Here is a 17516-nt window from a genome sequence, read left to right on the forward strand (position 1 = left end):
ATAAAAAATTCCGAAATCGAAAATTCGAAATAAAAAAGACATGTCAGAATTAACAGTAGGATCCAGGTACGCCAAATCGCTTATTGACCTTGCACAGGAACAAGATATTGTTGATGTGATCAAAGCCGATATGGATCTTTTTTTACACACCTTAAAGGGAAGCCCCGAACTTAAAGCTGTTTTGAGCAACCCGATCATCGCCCACATTAAAAAAATAAAAATACTTGATGAAGTGTTTTTGGGTAAGGTGAACAAGGCTACTATCGCGTTTTTTAAACTGATGGTTAACAAAGGTCGTGGCGAGGTTTTATACACTACCGCGATTGAGTACATTAACCTGTATAATATTAAAAGGCATATCACTACAGCTAAAGTTACCTCGGCTACCAAACTATCGGCAGCTAATGAGAAAACTATAGTAGCCGAAGTCCAAAAGGCAGTTGGTGGTACAGTAATATTGGAAGCCAAGGTTGACCCATCATTAATTGGTGGTTTTGTACTAACAGTAGGCGACAGGCAGGTTGATACCAGCATTGCAGCGAGCTTAAAAAAATTAAAGAAAGAATTTGCCGAACAGGCGGTTTAATATTAACACTAAAACTCTAAATAAATTTTAAACAATGGTAGAGGTAAGACCAGACGAAGTATCGGCAATTTTGCGTCAGCAATTGGCAGGCTTCAAGTCAGAATCTGAATTAGAAGAAGTAGGTACTGTACTCCAGGTGGGTGATGGTATTGCACGCGTTTATGGATTAACAAAAGTACAATCAGGTGAGCTTGTAGAATTTGGCACAGGATTGCAAGGTATCGTTCTTAACCTTGAAGAAGATAACGTGGGTGTAGTATTGTTAGGTAAATCTGACGATATTAAGGAAGGTGATACAGTAAAACGTACCAACCGCATTGCATCAATTCACGTAGGCGAAGGTATGCTTGGCCGTGTTGTTGATACTTTAGGTAACCCAATTGATGGTAAAGGCCCTATCACAGGTCAAACTTATGAAATGCCTTTAGAGCGTAAAGCGCCAGGTGTTATCTACCGTCAGCCGGTAACCGAGCCTTTGCAAACCGGTATTAAAGCTATCGATGCGATGATCCCTATTGGCCGCGGACAACGTGAGCTGGTAATTGGTGACCGTCAAACTGGTAAAACTGCCGTTTGTATTGATACCATCATTAACCAAAAAGAATTTTATGATGCTGGGAAACCAGTTATCTGTATATATGTTGCTTGCGGTCAAAAAGCAAGTACAGTGGCAAACATTGTACGTACACTGGAAGAAAACGGCGCTATGCCATTCTCTATCGTTGTATCTGCAAGTGCTGCCGACTCTGCTACCATGCAGTTCTTTGCTCCTTTCGCGGGTGCTGCTATCGGCGAGTATTTCCGTGATACTGGTCGCCCGGCTTTGATCATTTATGATGATTTGTCGAAACAAGCTGTTGCTTACCGTGAGGTATCGTTATTATTACGTCGTCCACCGGGCCGCGAGGCTTATCCTGGTGACGTGTTTTACCTGCACAGCCGTTTATTAGAGCGTGCCGCTAAGATCAACGCAAATGATTCTATCGCCCAGGCGATGAATGACCTGCCTGAATCTATCAGAGGTATTGTTAAAGGTGGTGGTTCATTAACCGCATTGCCTATCATCGAAACACAAGCTGGTGACGTATCTGCTTATATCCCAACCAACGTAATCTCTATTACTGATGGTCAGATATTCCTGGAATCAAACCTGTTCAACGCGGGTGTTCGTCCGGCTATTAACGTAGGTATCTCGGTATCACGTGTGGGTGGTAACGCGCAGATCAAATCAATGAAGAAAGTAGCAGGTACTTTAAAACTTGACCAGGCTCAATACCGGGAGCTGGAGGCTTTCTCTAAATTCGGATCAGATCTTGATGCATCAACCAAAAACGTACTGGATAAAGGTGTACGTAATGTGGAGATCCTGAAACAAGGTCAGTACTCACCTGTATCTGTTGAAAAACAAGTTGCCATTATTTACTTAGGTACTAAAAACCTGATGYGTAATGTGCCTGTAAAAGACATCAGGAAGTTTGAAGTAGAATATACCAGTCAGTTAGAAGCCCGTCATCCAGAAGTATTAGCTGCCCTTAAAGCAGGTAAGTTTGACGACCAGATAACCGGCGTACTGGAAACAGTAGCAAAAGAACTGGCAGGAAGATATTAATTAAAGTTGCGAGGTGCGGGTTGCGAGGTGCGTGGAAAATTAGTCCCGGCACCTCGAACCCCGCTCCCCGAACCTCATAAGAAGAATGGCTAATTTAAAAGAAGTAAGAAACAGGATAACATCTGTGTCGTCAACACAGCAGATCACCAAGGCCATGAAAATGGTTTCGGCTGCCAAGTTAAAGCGCGCTACAAATGCTATCGTTCAATTGCGCCCTTATGCTAATAAGCTTAAAGAGCTGCTGGCAAATCTTTCTCAAAGTTTAGAGGATGGCTCATCACCTTATTTGCAGGAGCGCGAGCCCGTGCGCATATTGGTGATTGTGGTATCATCAAACCGTGGTTTGGCAGGCGCTTTTAATGCCAACGTTATTAAAACAGCCAACAACCTTATCGCCGAAAAATACAGCAAGCAATTGCAGGCCGGTAATGTTTCGATAGTGGCCATTGGTAAAAAAAGCCAGGAGTATTACCAAAGACGCAAATACAACGTAATTGGCAACAATAACGATCTGTACCTTGACCTTAACTTTGAAAATGCTTCAAAAATTACCGAAAGCATTATGAAAGGTTTTGTTGATGGTGATTTTGACCGTGTTGAGCTGGTTTATAACCATTTCAGGAACGCTGCAGTACAGTATTTAATTGCCGAGCAATTATTGCCGGTGCCAAAACCTGAAAAACAGGAGCAAACAAAAACTGCTAATGTTGATTACATCCTGGAGCCATCGCAAGAGGAAATTGTAGAACAGCTGATCCCTAAAAATATCAAGATCCAGTTGTACCGTGCTGTGTTGGATTCAAATGCATCTGAACATGGCGCCCGTATGACGGCTATGGATAAGGCTACTGAAAACGCAGGCGATTTGTTAAAAGCCCTGAAGCTTTCATACAACCAGGCCCGCCAGGCAGCCATCACTACCGAGCTTACCGAAATTGTGAGCGGTGCCGCGGCATTAGCAGGTTAATGATTATTTATAAACTTATTATATTAAAGGCCTTCTTTTACAAGAAGGCCTTTTTTGTTTGTCTGAACCTTGATTAAGCCCCCTCTAAATCTCCCCCCAAAGGGGGAGACTTTAAAAAGCATTCTAAAGCCCTCTCCTTTGGAGAGGGTTGGGTGAGGCTAATTGTTTCGTGCCTCGCAATTGATGTGACGGTAACTTAATATGGATAATTTATTCCAGCTCCTTCAAAACCGCCCTTTTCAAAGCCATCATATAGCCCGCATGCAACCCTTCATGAAAAGGTAAAAAATCCATAGCTTCATCAAACGAGTTCACGTCAAAATTATAGCGGGAGGTCCAGGCGGGATAATTTACAAACAGATTGTTCTGTATATCGGTTTCCAGTTGGTCAATCGTTGATAGGAATAGCTCCTTGATAATTGCTACCTCATCCGCATCAATAAAATCCTGGGGTTTGGTATCCGGGCGATAGGGGGTATAGTATTTATCGTCCACAACAATAGGCAGCCCGGCACGCGCGTAACAGATGCCTTGCTGGCCGGATATGATGTGGGCCAGGTTCCAGATCAGGTTATTGTTAAATCCTTGCGGAATATGGTTAAGCTGTTCAACGGTTAGATCCTTAACCAGGTTAAGTATGAAAGTTCTTGGGCCTTTTATGATTTGTATTGACTCGGGCATTGATGAAGATTATGAGGTGGATTATCAGGAAAGCTAAATTACCAAGATTAGCGATATTATTTGATCAATTTACTTAATGATGATTACGATCGCTTTATGCCTTATATCTTTTATCATACCTTTGCCAATTCAATTTTTATCATAATTAATGCAGCACACCACCTTAAATAATAAACAGGCAACGGAAAAGTATAACCGCCCTATTATTTATTTTTTATTGTTGTGGACAGCATTAAACGTATTACAGGCCAGCACCCTGGAGCTCCATGCCGATGAAGCTTACTACTGGGTGTTTTCGCGGATGATGGATTGGGGCTTTTATTATCACCCGCCAATGGTGGCTGTATTTATCCGCATTGGCGATACATTGATGCATAATGAACTGGGCGCACGGCTCATAACGTTGCTGTCAAGCACGCTGGCTATATACCTGGTATGGCTCATGCTGCAACGGTATGCGGTTAGCGCCAAATGGTTTATCCTGTTTATGGCGGGCATATTGATATTTCATGTGTATGGCTTTACCGCCACGCCCGATGCACCGCTGTTGTTCTTCGCCGTTTTGTTCTACTTTTTTTACCAGCAATACCTTGATCATGATAGCTGGATATTAGCGCTGATACTTGGCGTAGTAGTGGCTTGCCTTATGTATAGTAAGTACCATGGGGTATTGCTTGTAGGTTTTACCCTGCTATCAAACTTAAAGCTGTTAAAGCGTGGCTCGTTTTACCTGATCGTAGTGTTGGCTCTGGCTTTGTTTGTACCACATATATTATGGCAGTACCACCACAATTTCCCGGCGGTGAATTTTAATTTGTTCGAACGCTCTGGCGGTGGTTTTGATATTACTTACGGCTTTAATTACCTGCTTGCGCAACTGCTCATCGGCGGACCGCTCATTAGCTGGTTTATATTTTACAAGGCTTTCACTACCAAAATTAAGGACGCCTTTATGCGCGGTCTCATGGTGAATGCTGCCGGTGTTTTTGTTTTCTTTTATCTGAATACCCTTAAAGTAAATGTGCAGCCGCATTATACGCTGATAGCTTTTGTGCCATTGGTTATGCTGGCCCTGATCAATCTTAAACAAAAAGAATTTAACCCGGTATGGCTTTACTGGTTGGCTGTGGTTAACATCGTGCTTATTGTTGCTTTCAGGTTATGCCTGGTGGCGGGTTTCTCGTTTTTAAAACAGAACGGGCAATTGGCCAGCTACTACGGTTTCAGGGATTGGGCAAAGGCAGTACATGCCAAAGCAGGCGATCATTATGTGGTGATGAGGGATGAATATCAAAATCCATCAAAATATTGTTTTTATACCAACTCGTTAAAAGGGTTTGCGTACGATTCACGGTATTACCGCACCACCCAGTTTGATATGTGGCCCTTTGAAGATAGCCTGCAGCATACCGATGTATATTACCTTACACAGGATAAATGGCCTAACGTAAGTACTGATAGTATTACCACTACAGGTAAGTGGTATGGCGGATGGATCAGGGATGCACGTACCTATCAAAAGGTGATATGCAAAGCGTCGGTCGATAGTATCACATCGGCACCCGGGCAACAGCAGTCGGTTAACTTAACCATCACCAATCCGTATCCGTTCACTATTGATTTCAGTAATAAAAATGCACTGCATCCGCTTACAGTTGAGGTGTGTTTTTTCCTCGGTGCGGATATTGTGGAGATTCAGTCGGCCGGGAACGATTTTTATGACCTGCCGCCATTAAAGCCCGGTGCACAGGCACATTATAAATTTACATTCAAATCCCCCATGAAAAAGGGGAACTATGCGCTGTTTTTTTCCTGGCGAACGGATCCGTTTGTAGGGAGCAGGAACAGTGGTTTTACAAGTTTAACAGTTAAATAATAACCCCATGTTTAAAAAACTATACCTATTAGCAATCATAACCATCATAAGCAGTACCGCTGCTTTGGCGCAAAATAGTCTCGATATCCATTTTAACGGAATGGGTTTTCTGGATAACCGCGAGTATAAGGATTTTGTGTTACGGTCACGTACCTACTCGGGTGTGCGTACGGCACTTGACCTGGGCTTGAATATTGATAGTGTTCATCACTTCATTGTGGGTGTTAACGGCATTCATGAGTTTGGCGCCCAGCCTTATTTTTTAAAGGTTGATCCGGTTGCTTATTATAGCTATACCGGCAAAAACTGGCTGTTTAATGCCGGTGCTTTTCCGCGCGAAGGTTTACTAACCGATTATCCCCGGGCTTTACTGAATGATACTTTACGTTATTATCGCCCCAATGTGCAAGGTTTACTGGCGCGATATACCAATGAGCATTTTACCGAAACCGGTTGGATTGATTGGGTGAGCCGCCAAACCAATACCGACCGTGAACAGTTTTTATTCGGTTTTTCAGGGAAATACAGGCCAAGTCTTAGCGGACCATTTTATGTATCGCATTATTTTTTGCTGATGCATGATGCCGGGCCGGCCATTCCTATCCCTAATGATCATATACAGGATAATGGCGGCGGTCAGATTAGGTTAGGGCTTGATTTTAGCCACAAAACAATATTGGATTCGCTAAGCTTTGAGGCAGGTGGAATGATGTCATTTGAACGTACCCGTGGTTTGGATGGTTTTCAAAAACCTGCCGGCTTTGTGGCAAGTGTATATTTGGGCTGGCGCCGCTTTGCCTTGTTTGATGAGTTTTATAAAGGCCAGGGCAGCCATATCATTTATGGCGATTCGTTTTTTGAAAAGAAAACCTATAACCGCATGGATCTGATATACACACCATTTTTATACAAGCGCATAAAAGGACAATTTATTTTAAGTTTGCACCAAACACCAGGTTATTTTAGCAATCAGGAAGCGTTCAGGGTAACGTTTGATTTGGGCCGTCAAACCCTGGTACGATTTAAAGATTAACAGTAATTAACCTTAACAAATACTAATACCTATGCAGTTGAAGCAAAAATTATCAGTTCTTATTGTTTTATTATTTATAGTGCCTGCAAAGCTATTTGCGCAGGATAATCAGTTTTCGGGATGGGGGGCATGGTTTCACTCACAAAAATTATCAGACCATTGGGGTTATTCATTTGATGGGCAGCTCCGCTCACATGATCAGATAAGTTATTTAAAAAATGTGCTCCTGCGCCCGTCTGCCAATTACTATTTTGCTAAAAACAAAGTAGGAGCATTAGGTTATGCCTACATTGCTACCAGTGGCCGCACCGCGGCTGGCGATAAAACCTTCAGGCCTGAGCACCGCATCTGGCAGCAGTACACCTACTCGCACAAGATGGGTAAAACCATCGCGGTATCGCACCGGTTCCGTTGGGAGCAACGCTTTTTGGGTAACACTGCAGCCAACAAGAACGATCATTATTTTTCGCAACGTTTCCGGTATTTTGCAAGAGGGGTAATACCATTTAAAAACGATTCGGCAGTATTTAGCAAGGGCCCGTTCCTGGCCTTGCAGAATGAGGTGTTTGTTAATATCCAAAATAAAAATAAGGTGAACAAGCATTTCTTTGATCAAAACCGGGCCTATGTTGCCGTAGGCTACCGCATCAACAAAATGATCGACGTAGAAACCGGATACCTTAACCAATACATTAAACAAGCCGAAAGCTATACCCTGAACCATGTGGCACAGCTGGCTTTTTATACGAGGTTTTAGGATTCAGAGCCTCACCCTGCCCTCTCCTAATGAGAGGGTTAAAAAAGAAAAGAGCGATAGGTTATGCCTATCGCTCTTTTCTTTTAATATATTTCCACCTCGCTAATCAGGAATCCTCTCCTTTGGAGAGGATTAGGTGAGGCTATGAGGTTACAACCTTTCAATATCCCCGCTACCGGCTTTTGCGCTATTGATATTTTTAGCACCTCCGGTATAATGAATATCGCCTGAACCGCTAACAGAGGCGTCAACTTTATTGCTGGCGTTTACTACCGCGTCGCCAGAGCCTGCTACACGTACTGCTGTGTTAATCGTTACCATGTCGCGGGCGGTAAAATCGCCGGAGCCAACCACGCTTATTGTCGATTCATCGGCACGGCCAGAAAGTTTCATATCGCCGGAGCCTGATATTTTACTTTCCAGCGTTTTTACATTCACTTTGCCCAGCATATCGCCCGAGCCTGTGATCTGTAATTTTAATGAATTGGTAGTAATGCCGTCCTTGAAAAAGATATCGCCTGAGCCGGTTACACCAACGCTGTTCAGATCTTTAGCGGTAACGTAGATCACCATTCTTTTGTTGCCCCAGCTCCAATTGCCCCAGTTAGTGTCTTTTTTACTGTGGATCTTTAAAACACCGCCCTGTACCTCGGTAATAATACGGTCAATCACATCTGAAGGTGCTTCTACTTTTACCGATTCGGTTGCCCCCTGGGTAATATATACATCAAAAGAACCTGCCAGATCAATAGCATGAAAACCGGATAAATGACGGTCCTGAGTAGTTTGACTTATGGTTTTAACAACTGGGGTTGCTTTTGCGAAAGTATGGCCTGCGGTACCTGCTGCCAATGCCACAACAAGTAATAGTTTGCTTAGTGATTTCATGTTAAGTTAATTGTTTGTTTATAAGACGCACGTTATGCTTTTAGGTTGCAATTTTTTTGAAATAAAGTTTCTTTTAGCCAAGTCATGCCGAATTTATTTCGGCATCCCATGTGTTAAGCTCTAATGCGGAACAGCATGTGGGATGCTGAAACAAGTTCAGCATGACAGCCTATTTATTCATCAACTCTTTTAATACAACTTAATCAACCATTACCCCTACGTAATAATTAAAAGTATCAACTTCAATATTATCCTTAGTGGCGCCTTCCAAATTAACTGGGGAATAACGGGTGGTTGGGGTGATGAATTTATAATCGCCGCCTTTTACCCGCACTCTTACCGGCATGTTAAAGCCTTTCGCATCAGCGTTGGTCCACTTGCAAAGTGTTTTGCCTTCCCTTGTTGTAAACTCCAGTATGGGGATGTTTTTATAATGCAGGTACTGATCAAATACAGGTGATAAATTGATACCGGCCTGCTCACTGATGTAATTCACTATCTGATCATAAGTAACGGTTTGGTGATAAAAAGTTTTGTTGAGGCCGCGCAGTATGTTGCGCCATTTTTCATCATCGTTAATAATGGTACGTACCATGTTAAGCAGGTTGCCGCCTTTGTAATACATATCGCCTGATCCTTCGCGGTTCACATTGTACGGACCCACAATAGGGCGGTCGTTTACAATGTTCATACGTGTGCCATGTACATACTCCTGCCCGGCCTGTTTACCATAAAAAGTTTCAATAAACAAGGATTCAGAATAGTTGGTGAAGCTTTCATGAACCCACATATCGGCAACATCTTTGGAGGTAATGTTGTTGCCAAACCATTCGTGCCCGCTCTCGTGTACTACAATAAAATCCCATTTTAAACCCCAGCCCGTGCCCGACAGGTCGCGGCCCAGGTAGCCGTTTTGGTAATGATTGCCATAGGCGGTACCGCTTTGGTGTTCCATACCCAGGTGCGGGGTTTCCACCAGTTTATAGCCATCCTCATAAAAAGGGTATGGACCAAACCAATGTTCAAATGCTTTCAGCATTTTAGTTGCGTTTTCGTTCCATTGTTTTTTGGCTTTGTTAATGTTATAGCTTAACGGCCAGTAGTCGAGTGTTAACTTACCTTTTTCGCCCTGATAGGTACCATCATAATGTACATAATCGCCAATGTTGGCTTCAATATCATAGTTGTTGATAGGATTAGCCACAAACCAGTCGAAACGGGTATAGCCATCCTTTAGCTTGGTTACCTTACGTAGCCTACCGTTTGATACATCCTTTAAACCATTGGGTGCACTGATGCTGATCAGCGCGCTATCAACCTCATCGTACTGATGATCTTTAGTTGGCCACCAGATGCTGGCGCCTACACCCTGGCAGGCCGTAGCAACCCAGGGTTTGCCCAGGGAGTCGGTAGTGAATACTACGCCGCCATCCCAGGGGGCACGTTTGGCAATGGTTGGGTTGCCTGAGTAATATACCGTAAATTGATCCTTGCTGCCATTGGTTATAGTTTGCGGAAACGTGATGAACACTGCGTTAAACTCGCGGGTATAGGGCAATTCTTTTCCTTTATAAACTACTTTTTCAACCTTCAGGTTAGCAAACAGATCAAACTGTAATTTGGTAAAATCCTGCGTAGCGGTAAATTTAAATAAGTTGCTGCCGCTGATGAATTTTTGACCGATATCAAACTTCACATCCAGGTGATAGTAGTTAATATCATAACAGGTACGTAAAGGTGATAAACTTCCGCGTAGGGTATCGGCATGGGTAAAGGTTTCGCGGTTTGCGCCAAGCTGGGCTTGCGCGGGCAATAAACAAACACTTACCAGTAAAAGGGTAAGTGAAAAAATGTAAAGTGTATTATTTCGCATGTCTTTATATCGTAATTAAATCAATCAACTTAATCAATCAGTATTCCTATATAATAATTAAAAGTATCAACCTCAATATTGTCTTTGGTAGCGCCTTCAATTTCAACCGGGGTAAAGCGGGTGGTAGGGGTAATAAATTTATACTCGCCTCCTTTAACCCTTACCAGTACCGGCATGGTAAAACCTTTAGCATCGGCTATCCAGCGGCTTAACAGTTTGCCATCTCGTACACCAAACTCCAGTATAGGCAGGTTTTTATAATGCAGGTACTGATCAAAAACAGGCAGCAGGTTTTTGCCCGACTGATCATTAATATAATTCACCACCTGATCATAAGTAACGGTTTGATGGTAAAATGTGCTGTTAAGGCCGCGTAAAATAGTGCGCCATTTTTCATCGTCGTTAATAATGGTGCGCACCATGTTGAGCAATACGGCGCCTTTAGGGTACATATCCTCCGAGCCTTCTTTGTTTACGTTATAAGCCCCAACAATCGGGCTGCGATTACCGATACCTGGCCTGAGCCCTTTGTTATATTCCTGTCCGGCTTTTTTGCCCCAGTTATCTTCAATAAATAACGATTCGGAATAGCAGGTAAAGCTTTCATGGATCCACATATCGGCCAGGTCTTTCCCGGTAATGTTATTGCCAAACCATTCGTGGCCACTTTCATGTACAATGATGTAATCCCACTTAAGTCCCCAGCCCGTGCCCGACATATCATAGCCTAAATAACCGTTCAGGTAATGGTTTCCATAAGCCGTAGCACTTTGGTGTTCCATGCCCAGGTGTGGTGTCTCTACCAGTTTATAACCATCGGCATAAAAAGGATAGGGGCCAAACCAATGTTCAAAGGCTTTAAGCATGGGTTTTACGTTTTCGCCAAATTGCTTTTTGGCCTTGTCAAGACTGGCCGGCAGTACCCAGTAATCAAGGGTGAGTTTGCCTTTTTCGCCATCGTAGGTATCGCTAAAGTGGGTATAATCGCCAATGTTTGCAGCCACATCATAGTTGTTGATGGGATTGGCAACAAACCAATCAAAACGGGTATATCCATCTTTTAAGGGGGTAACCTTACGCAGGCGGCCGTTGGATACATCTTTTAAACCTTTAGGTACGCTGATGCTGATCATCATGCTGTCTACCTCATCGCTCAGGTGATCTTTATTGGGCCACCAGATGCTGGCGCCTACACCCTCGCAGGCCGTAGCCACCCAGGGCTTACCCAGAGAATCTTTTTTAAATACCAGTCCGCCATCCCAGGGAGCATTTACGGCTATGGTTGGCTTGCCCGAATAGTATACCGTAAATTCGTCCTTACTGCCTTTTGCTATGGTTTGCGGGAATGTTACAAATACGGCGTTAGCATCGCGGGTATAAGCCAGGGTCTTTCCTTTATATACCACCTTATCTACATTAAGGTTGGCAAACAGATCAAACTGCAGTTTGGTAAAATCCTGCGTGGCGGTAAATTTAAACTGGTTGCTGCCGCTAATGGCTTTTTGATCAATATTAACCTTAACATCAAGGTGGTAGTAATTGATATCGTAACAGCTACGCAATGGTGAAAGGGTGCCGCGCAGCGTATCGGCATGGGTGTATTTTTCTTTGGTTTCCAGCAGTTGGGCCTGGGTGATGGCAGGCAGAAATGTAATTGCCAGCAGGAGCATTAATTTATAATGCACTTTGATAAATGATAAATTGTTCATTGTTAAGAATCAGTCAATAAAATAAGCTTAAATGTAGTAAATATGCTTCAGTAAATTTTCTCACAAAGCAGCCTCTGTTAAAATATCCCCCTGAAAGGGTGAGGATAAATTTAATCCGGCAGGGAAGACTTTTTTTAAGACTCTACCTTAAGCAGTGGATTTGGGCGGAGTTTTATTTAAATAGTAAAGGAGATTTTTTTTCATGAGATCAGTCAATTTACTGACTAAAATAACAAGTAAATCATCATTTAAACGTTCATTTCAACACTGTTACAATAACAGGCTAATAAATGGCTAATGTTTGGTAAAATAAGAGTAGGCCCGGCGCTAAGTATTTTCAATTTTGTATCATTGTAGGCTATCTAAATCTTTTACCTATGCCCAAGTTTCCTGCGCAGTATTCAACCTTATCGGCCATCGCCTTAAAAACGTATATTGAGGATGCTTACGGCTTAAAACTTATAACCTGTAAGTATTTGTTACGTGGAGTGAGCGATACCTATATTATAGAAGCCACAGATGCCCAATACGTTTTCAAAGTTTACCGGGAGCAACATCGTTCGGCAGACGAAATAAAGGGAGAGATAGAGCTACTGAACCTGTTAAAAGAAAACGGCGCCAGTGTAGCTTATCCAATTAAAGACACCCGGGGTGATCAGCTGCAGCAATTTGAAGCCGCCGAAGGTATTCGTTATGGTATTTTATTTTCTTACGCCGAAGGTGGCCCTGTTTTTGAACTAACGGACGATCAGCTCAAAACAATCGGCAGGCAAATGGCGATAGTTCATAATATAACTTCGGTTATCGAACTAAAGCATCAGCGGAAAGCATATACAACTGAAACTACGCTCACCCAACCCATAAAAGACCTGAAACCGGCTTTTAAAGATCTGCCTGAGGAGTACACTTATTTAAAAGAAACCGCAGATAAGGTAATTGAAAAGCTGACATCATTTGATACCGGTAAATTTAGCTACGGGTATTGCCAGTATGATTTTTTACCGAAGAACTTCCATTTTAGCGAAGCCGGGACTTTAACCTTTTTCGATTTCGACTTTGCCGGTAAGGGCTATCTGGCAAATGACCTGATGTCGTTCTTTGTGCATTTCTTTGTGCATAATTATACGGGCAAGCTCAGCAATGAGGAGGCCGACCGGATGTTTGCGGTTTTTATTTCGGGCTATCGCGAAAACAGGGATGTTACCGAAGAAGAGCTTAAAGCTATCCCTTACCTGGGTGTTGGGTTCTGGATATTTTATTTAGGGTTTCAGCATGATCACTTTGACGACTGGTCGAATTTGTTTTTTGGCACGCGGTTTATAAAAGACAGGGTAGCGCTGATCCGCTCCTGGGTAAACAAGTATTGTGAATTTTGACCCTAAATCTATAAAATAATAGGCTAATAACCATTAACTTTGCCAACCACAAAATACACTACTATGCAATATGATGTTATCGTTATCGGTTCGGGCCCTGGAGGCTATGTAGCCGCTATACGTTGTGCCCAGCTGGGTTTAAAAACCGCTATCGTTGAAAAATATCCTACCCTTGGTGGTACCTGCTTAAATGTAGGCTGTATCCCGTCAAAGGCTTTGCTTGATTCGTCTGAACATTACCATAACGCGGCTCACTCATTTAAAACGCATGGTATTAACCTGGATAACCTGAAAATTGATTTCGGGCAGATGATCAAACGTAAGCAGGAAGTGGTTGATGCCAACACCAGTGGCATTAGCTACCTGATGAAGAAAAACAAGATCGACACTCACTTTGGTGTTGGATCATTTAAAGATAAAAATACCATCATCGTTAAAAAAAGCGATGGCACCGAAACCGAGATCACCAGTACTAACGTGATCATTGCTACCGGTTCAAAACCATCGGCACTGCCATTTTTAAAGATCGATAAAAAACGCATTATCACATCTACCGAGGCTTTAACACTCACCGAAATACCTAAACACCTGGTACTGATAGGCGGTGGGGTTATTGGTTTGGAGCTGGGTTCTGTATATGCACGTTTAGGGTCTAAAGTATCTGTAATTGAATTTATGGATGGCATTATCCCAACTATGGATAAAGCATTGGGTCGCGAGCTGCAAAAAGTATTAACCAAACTGGGTATGGAGTTTTACCTGGGTCATAAAGTTACCGGCGCTACGGTAAAAGGTAAAGAAGTTACTGTAAGTTTTGATACCCCTAAAGGCGAGAAAAAAGAGCTTAAAGGCGATTACTGCCTGGTAGCCGTTGGCCGTATAGCTTATACCGATAATTTAGGTTTGGATAAAATAGGTATTACGGTTGAAGAACGCGGCCGTAAGATCACCGTTAATGATCACCTGGAAACCAGCGTTAAAGGTGTTTATGCCATTGGCGATGTTATTAAAGGCGCCATGCTGGCACACAAAGCCGAGGATGAAGGTACTTTGGTTGCCGAGATTATTGCCGGCCAAAAACCGCACATCGACTATAACCTGATACCGGGTGTTGTTTATACCTGGCCAGAAGTTGCTGCCGTGGGCCAAACCGAAGAGCAGTTAAAGGAGGCCGGTGTAAAATATAAAACAGGTTCGTTCCCATTTAAAGCCAGCGGTCGTGCCCGTGCCAGCGGTGATTTGGATGGTTTTGTAAAAGTACTGGCTGATGCCGCTACCGACGAAATCCTGGGTGTACACATGATTGGTCCGCGTGCCGCGGATATGATAGCCGAAGCTGTTGTAGCTATGGAATACCGTGCAAGCGCCGAAGATATTTCGCGCATGAGCCACGCCCACCCAACTTATACCGAAGCCATGCGCGAAGCATGTTTAGCAGCTACGGAGAACAGGCCAATACATATATAAGAGTTCGGATTTGGGAATTTCGATTTCGGATTTTTAATTTAGAATATCGAAGTAAATAACATTGAAGCAGAAACAATTAGATTTGTTTCTGCTTTTTGTTTTAGTATAGCTTATATTAAACTAATTATTACTTATGAAGAAGATAAACTATTATATCTTACTAACATGTATGTTGTTTTGGGCATCTATGGGCAGGGCACAAAATAGTGCTACTCAAAAGCAGCAACTTAAATATTTGCCTGATATTGATGTTTACGATATTCATGGTAAGCATACTACTTTAAAGCAGTTGAGTAAAAATAAAGTACTGTTTATTGATTCGTGGTTTATACCATGTCCGCAATGTTTTATAGAAATGGGCATGCTGCACAAGCTTTACTCTAAACACTTTAATGATAAAGATTTTTGTTTTATAACTTTATGTCGCACGGATAGTAGTGTCGTTAAAAAGTTTATAGCTCAGGATACATCAATGGCTAATTATGTAAAGTCATATCAGTTTTTTAGCCAACGACAGGATTTCAGGTTGCCTGTATATTTTATAGAGGGTTGCGACTCGAAAGTTAATCATGTTGGAAACCAATTGGAAAGTATTTCTCCAGGTGATAAAACCAAATGCCCGGATGCGCAGTTGGGTTTTGTAGGTTATCCTACCGTGATCATCTTTAATAAAAAAGGGGAGGTGATATTTCAGAAAACGGGATATGACGGACAAGAGGATGTTAACATCGCAGGCATAGAAAACGTTATAGAACCGGCATTAGCGGCAAAATAATATGAAGATATTATCGGATATAAGTATTGTGCTTATGACCATTGTTGTAATGGAAGCTATATCCTGGGCTATGCATAAATACCTGTTTCATGGGCCGCTGTGGTTTATTCATAAAACGCATCATCAGGAAAGGCATGGCTTTCTGGAGCTGAACGATATTTTTAGTATCGGTTTTGCAGCGCTGGCCTTATGGTTGATGTGGATAGGGCATCTCAGTTTAGATTACCATTTTTGGATTGGTACAGGCATCAGTATATACGGCATCATCTATTTTATTTTCCACGATTGGTTTATCCACAACCGCTTCAAAGCCTTTAAAAGTAATAACCGTTACCTGATGGGCATTCGCCGGGCGCATAAAATTCATCATAAATCAACAGAGAAAAACCCGTCGGAAGAGTTTGGGTTACTGGTGGCAAGCAGGAAATGGTTTAGGAGTGTGATATTGTAAATTGTCTGAACCATGATTAAACGGATTCAGGGATTATTGGGATTTCTTATTGACAACAATCATGGAAATCCTTAAATCCCATAAATCATGGTTCAGACGATCTAAAGCCTTACACTGCCACCACATGCTTGCCTTTTTTATAACCTACTGTAGCAAAATACAGGATGAATAAATAAATAGGAAGCAATATCCAGTATGATGATTGTGCTGCCATCTCTGGACCGGCGCTTTCTTTAGTCTTATCAACAAGGAAGCCATAAATTGGAGGGAAAACAGCTGCGCCTGCTATACCCATTACCAGTAGAGAGGAACCTATTTTGGTAAACCTGCCCAGGCCCGATAGCGCCAGCGGCCATATAGCGGGCCACATTAAAGAGTTGGCTAAACCTAAGAGGGCTATACATGCTACCGAAGCATATTTAGGGACAAGTAATGCGGCGGCGGTTAAAATTACACCTAAAATAGCCGAATATACCAGCGCTTTTTGCTGTGAAATATAACGGGGAATAAATAGTATGCCGGCAATATAACCAATAACCATACAGGCAAGGGTACCGGAGGCAAAATACTTGGCGGTAGACAACGGGATATGATGCGCCATGCCATAACTGATGATGGAATCGCCAGCTATGACCTCGGCTCCTACATACAGGAACAGGGCTATTACTCCTAATATTAAGTGCGGAAACTGGAATATGCTGGTTTTGCCGGAGTTGGCAGCGGCAACGGTTTCGTCCTCATGATCGGTATCAATTTCAGGCAGTCCCGAAAAATAGATCAGTACGGCCAGTATCGCCAATACAATTACAATAAGTACATAAGGTAATATAACGCGTGAAGCCAGCTCGTTAAGTTCGCTTATCTTTTCAGTGTCATTCAGCGTGGCAAGTTTAGCTGTAAAAGCATCGATGTTTTTTAACACAACAGCGCCCAATGCCAGTGGGGCCAATACACCGGCAAACTTATTACATATACCCATAATGCTGATACGCTTGGCGGCACTTTCGGGTGGGCCAACTATAGTGATATATGGGTTTGAGGCCGATTGCAGAACCGCTAATCCTGAACCCTGTACAAACAGGCCGATCAGGAAAATGACATACGTACGGGTTAATGCTGCGGGTATAAATATCAGCGCGCCCAAAGCCATGATAATTAAGCCGACTGCCATTCCGTTTTTAAAACCAAATATTTTGAGCAGCCATGCCGACGGTTTGGCCATCAGCAGATAGGCAATGTAAAAGGCGCTGGCCACTAAAAACGATTCGATGTTATTAAGCTGGCAGGCAATTTTAAGATAGGGTATCAATACCGAATTTAGCCAGGTTACAAAACCGAAAATGAAAAATAAAGCGCCTATAATGATGATAGGATTTATTGCTGATTTTTTAACAGCTGTTTTTTTGTTATCGATAATAGAATCCATAATCTTTGATAAAATCGTTAAAAACTTAATTAAGTTTCTAAA

At 42.5% G+C, this 17516-nt stretch carries 15 protein-coding genes; 10 read left to right on the forward strand and 5 right to left on the reverse strand.

Annotation, left to right across the window (positions count from 1 at the left end):
• Positions 1–40: 40 nt before the first annotated feature.
• The 3 genes from atpH to atpG all read left to right on the forward strand — a co-directional run bounded on the left by atpH (position 41) and on the right by atpG (position 3162).
• The gene (gene atpH, locus AC1DRQ_RS15275) at positions 41–586 is read left to right on the forward strand and encodes an ATP synthase F1 subunit delta (protein ID WP_477425549.1); all 546 of its coding nucleotides are present in this window, start codon (positions 41–43) and stop codon (positions 584–586) included.
• Between the two features lie 34 nt (positions 587–620).
• The gene (atpA, locus tag AC1DRQ_RS15280; protein WP_477425550.1) at positions 621–2195 is read left to right on the forward strand and encodes a F0F1 ATP synthase subunit alpha; all 1575 of its coding nucleotides are present in this window, start codon (positions 621–623) and stop codon (positions 2193–2195) included.
• An 85-nt stretch (positions 2196–2280) separates the two neighbouring features.
• A complete protein-coding gene (gene atpG, locus AC1DRQ_RS15285; protein WP_429400969.1) occupies positions 2281–3162 on the forward strand; it encodes an ATP synthase F1 subunit gamma in 882 nt (293 codons plus the stop codon).
• 210 nt (positions 3163–3372) lie between these two features.
• Here atpG and AC1DRQ_RS15290 read toward each other — a convergent pair whose 3' ends face one another.
• Positions 3373–3843, reverse strand: a complete 471-nt coding sequence (locus AC1DRQ_RS15290; protein ID WP_477425551.1) for a DinB family protein — start codon at positions 3841–3843, stop codon at positions 3373–3375.
• 148 nt (positions 3844–3991) lie between these two features.
• Here AC1DRQ_RS15290 and AC1DRQ_RS15295 point away from each other — a divergent pair, with 148 nt between their 5' ends.
• Genes AC1DRQ_RS15295 through AC1DRQ_RS15305 form a run of 3 tightly spaced genes read left to right on the forward strand, consistent with a single transcriptional unit; the run spans position 3992 to position 7509 of the window.
• A complete protein-coding gene (locus tag AC1DRQ_RS15295; RefSeq protein ID WP_477425552.1) occupies positions 3992–5719 on the forward strand; it encodes an ArnT family glycosyltransferase in 1728 nt (575 codons plus the stop codon).
• Positions 5720–5726: 7 nt separating this feature from the next.
• Entirely contained in the window at positions 5727–6752 is a 1026-nt protein-coding gene (locus AC1DRQ_RS15300) for a hypothetical protein (protein ID WP_477425553.1), read from the forward strand.
• A 31-nt stretch (positions 6753–6783) separates the two neighbouring features.
• A complete protein-coding gene (locus AC1DRQ_RS15305; RefSeq protein WP_429400962.1) occupies positions 6784–7509 on the forward strand; it encodes a DUF2490 domain-containing protein in 726 nt (241 codons plus the stop codon).
• Positions 7510–7659: 150 nt separating this feature from the next.
• On the opposite strand, the gene AC1DRQ_RS15310 is transcribed toward AC1DRQ_RS15305, so the two are convergent.
• From AC1DRQ_RS15310 to AC1DRQ_RS15320, 3 genes are all read right to left on the reverse strand, one after another.
• Positions 7660–8397, reverse strand: a complete 738-nt coding sequence (locus AC1DRQ_RS15310) for a head GIN domain-containing protein (protein WP_477425554.1) — start codon at positions 8395–8397, stop codon at positions 7660–7662.
• Between the two features lie 199 nt (positions 8398–8596).
• Positions 8597–10270, reverse strand: a complete 1674-nt coding sequence (locus tag AC1DRQ_RS15315) for a M1 family metallopeptidase (RefSeq protein WP_477425555.1) — start codon at positions 10268–10270, stop codon at positions 8597–8599.
• A 29-nt stretch (positions 10271–10299) separates the two neighbouring features.
• Entirely contained in the window at positions 10300–11979 is a 1680-nt protein-coding gene (locus AC1DRQ_RS15320; RefSeq protein WP_477425556.1) for a M1 family metallopeptidase, read from the reverse strand.
• 377 nt (positions 11980–12356) lie between these two features.
• On the opposite strand from AC1DRQ_RS15320, the gene AC1DRQ_RS15325 reads away from it, so the two are divergent.
• The 4 genes from AC1DRQ_RS15325 to AC1DRQ_RS15340 all read left to right on the forward strand — a co-directional run bounded on the left by AC1DRQ_RS15325 (position 12357) and on the right by AC1DRQ_RS15340 (position 16048).
• On the forward strand, positions 12357–13355 hold the full coding sequence (locus tag AC1DRQ_RS15325) for a phosphotransferase enzyme family protein (protein WP_477425557.1): 999 nt from the start codon (positions 12357–12359) through the stop codon (positions 13353–13355).
• Between the two features lie 63 nt (positions 13356–13418).
• A complete protein-coding gene (lpdA, locus tag AC1DRQ_RS15330; RefSeq protein ID WP_429401046.1) occupies positions 13419–14822 on the forward strand; it encodes a dihydrolipoyl dehydrogenase in 1404 nt (467 codons plus the stop codon).
• Between the two features lie 133 nt (positions 14823–14955).
• Positions 14956–15597: a TlpA family protein disulfide reductase gene (locus AC1DRQ_RS15335; RefSeq protein ID WP_477425558.1), complete on the forward strand. Its 642-nt coding sequence runs from the start codon at positions 14956–14958 to the stop codon at positions 15595–15597.
• 1 nt (position 15598) lies between these two features.
• Positions 15599–16048, forward strand: a complete 450-nt coding sequence (locus AC1DRQ_RS15340) for a sterol desaturase family protein (protein ID WP_477425559.1) — start codon at positions 15599–15601, stop codon at positions 16046–16048.
• 109 nt (positions 16049–16157) lie between these two features.
• Here AC1DRQ_RS15340 and AC1DRQ_RS15345 read toward each other — a convergent pair whose 3' ends face one another.
• Entirely contained in the window at positions 16158–17474 is a 1317-nt protein-coding gene (locus AC1DRQ_RS15345) for a sugar MFS transporter (protein ID WP_477425560.1), read from the reverse strand.
• Between the last annotated feature and the right edge of the window lie 42 nt (positions 17475–17516).

It is taken from the genome of Mucilaginibacter sp. P4_E8, assembly GCF_056401495.1.

Coding starts and splice junctions, on each gene's coding strand:
- atpH (WP_477425549.1), top strand. CDS start 41: ATGTCAGAATTAACAGTAGGATCCAGGTACGCCAAATCGCTTATTGAC.
- AC1DRQ_RS15305 (WP_429400962.1), top strand. CDS start 6,784: ATGCAGTTGAAGCAAAAATTATCAGTTCTTATTGTTTTATTATTTATA.
- AC1DRQ_RS15325 (WP_477425557.1), top strand. CDS start 12,357: ATGCCCAAGTTTCCTGCGCAGTATTCAACCTTATCGGCCATCGCCTTA.
- AC1DRQ_RS15290 (WP_477425551.1), bottom strand. CDS start 3,843: ATGCCCGAGTCAATACAAATCATAAAAGGCCCAAGAACTTTCATACTT.
- AC1DRQ_RS15310 (WP_477425554.1), bottom strand. CDS start 8,397: ATGAAATCACTAAGCAAACTATTACTTGTTGTGGCATTGGCAGCAGGT.
- AC1DRQ_RS15335 (WP_477425558.1), top strand. CDS start 14,956: ATGAAGAAGATAAACTATTATATCTTACTAACATGTATGTTGTTTTGG.
- AC1DRQ_RS15295 (WP_477425552.1), top strand. CDS start 3,992: ATGCAGCACACCACCTTAAATAATAAACAGGCAACGGAAAAGTATAAC.
- AC1DRQ_RS15320 (WP_477425556.1), bottom strand. CDS start 11,979: ATGAACAATTTATCATTTATCAAAGTGCATTATAAATTAATGCTCCTG.
- AC1DRQ_RS15300 (WP_477425553.1), top strand. CDS start 5,727: ATGTTTAAAAAACTATACCTATTAGCAATCATAACCATCATAAGCAGT.
- AC1DRQ_RS15315 (WP_477425555.1), bottom strand. CDS start 10,270: ATGCGAAATAATACACTTTACATTTTTTCACTTACCCTTTTACTGGTA.
- lpdA (WP_429401046.1), top strand. CDS start 13,419: ATGCAATATGATGTTATCGTTATCGGTTCGGGCCCTGGAGGCTATGTA.
- AC1DRQ_RS15345 (WP_477425560.1), bottom strand. CDS start 17,474: ATGGATTCTATTATCGATAACAAAAAAACAGCTGTTAAAAAATCAGCA.
- atpG (WP_429400969.1), top strand. CDS start 2,281: ATGGCTAATTTAAAAGAAGTAAGAAACAGGATAACATCTGTGTCGTCA.
- AC1DRQ_RS15340 (WP_477425559.1), top strand. CDS start 15,599: ATGAAGATATTATCGGATATAAGTATTGTGCTTATGACCATTGTTGTA.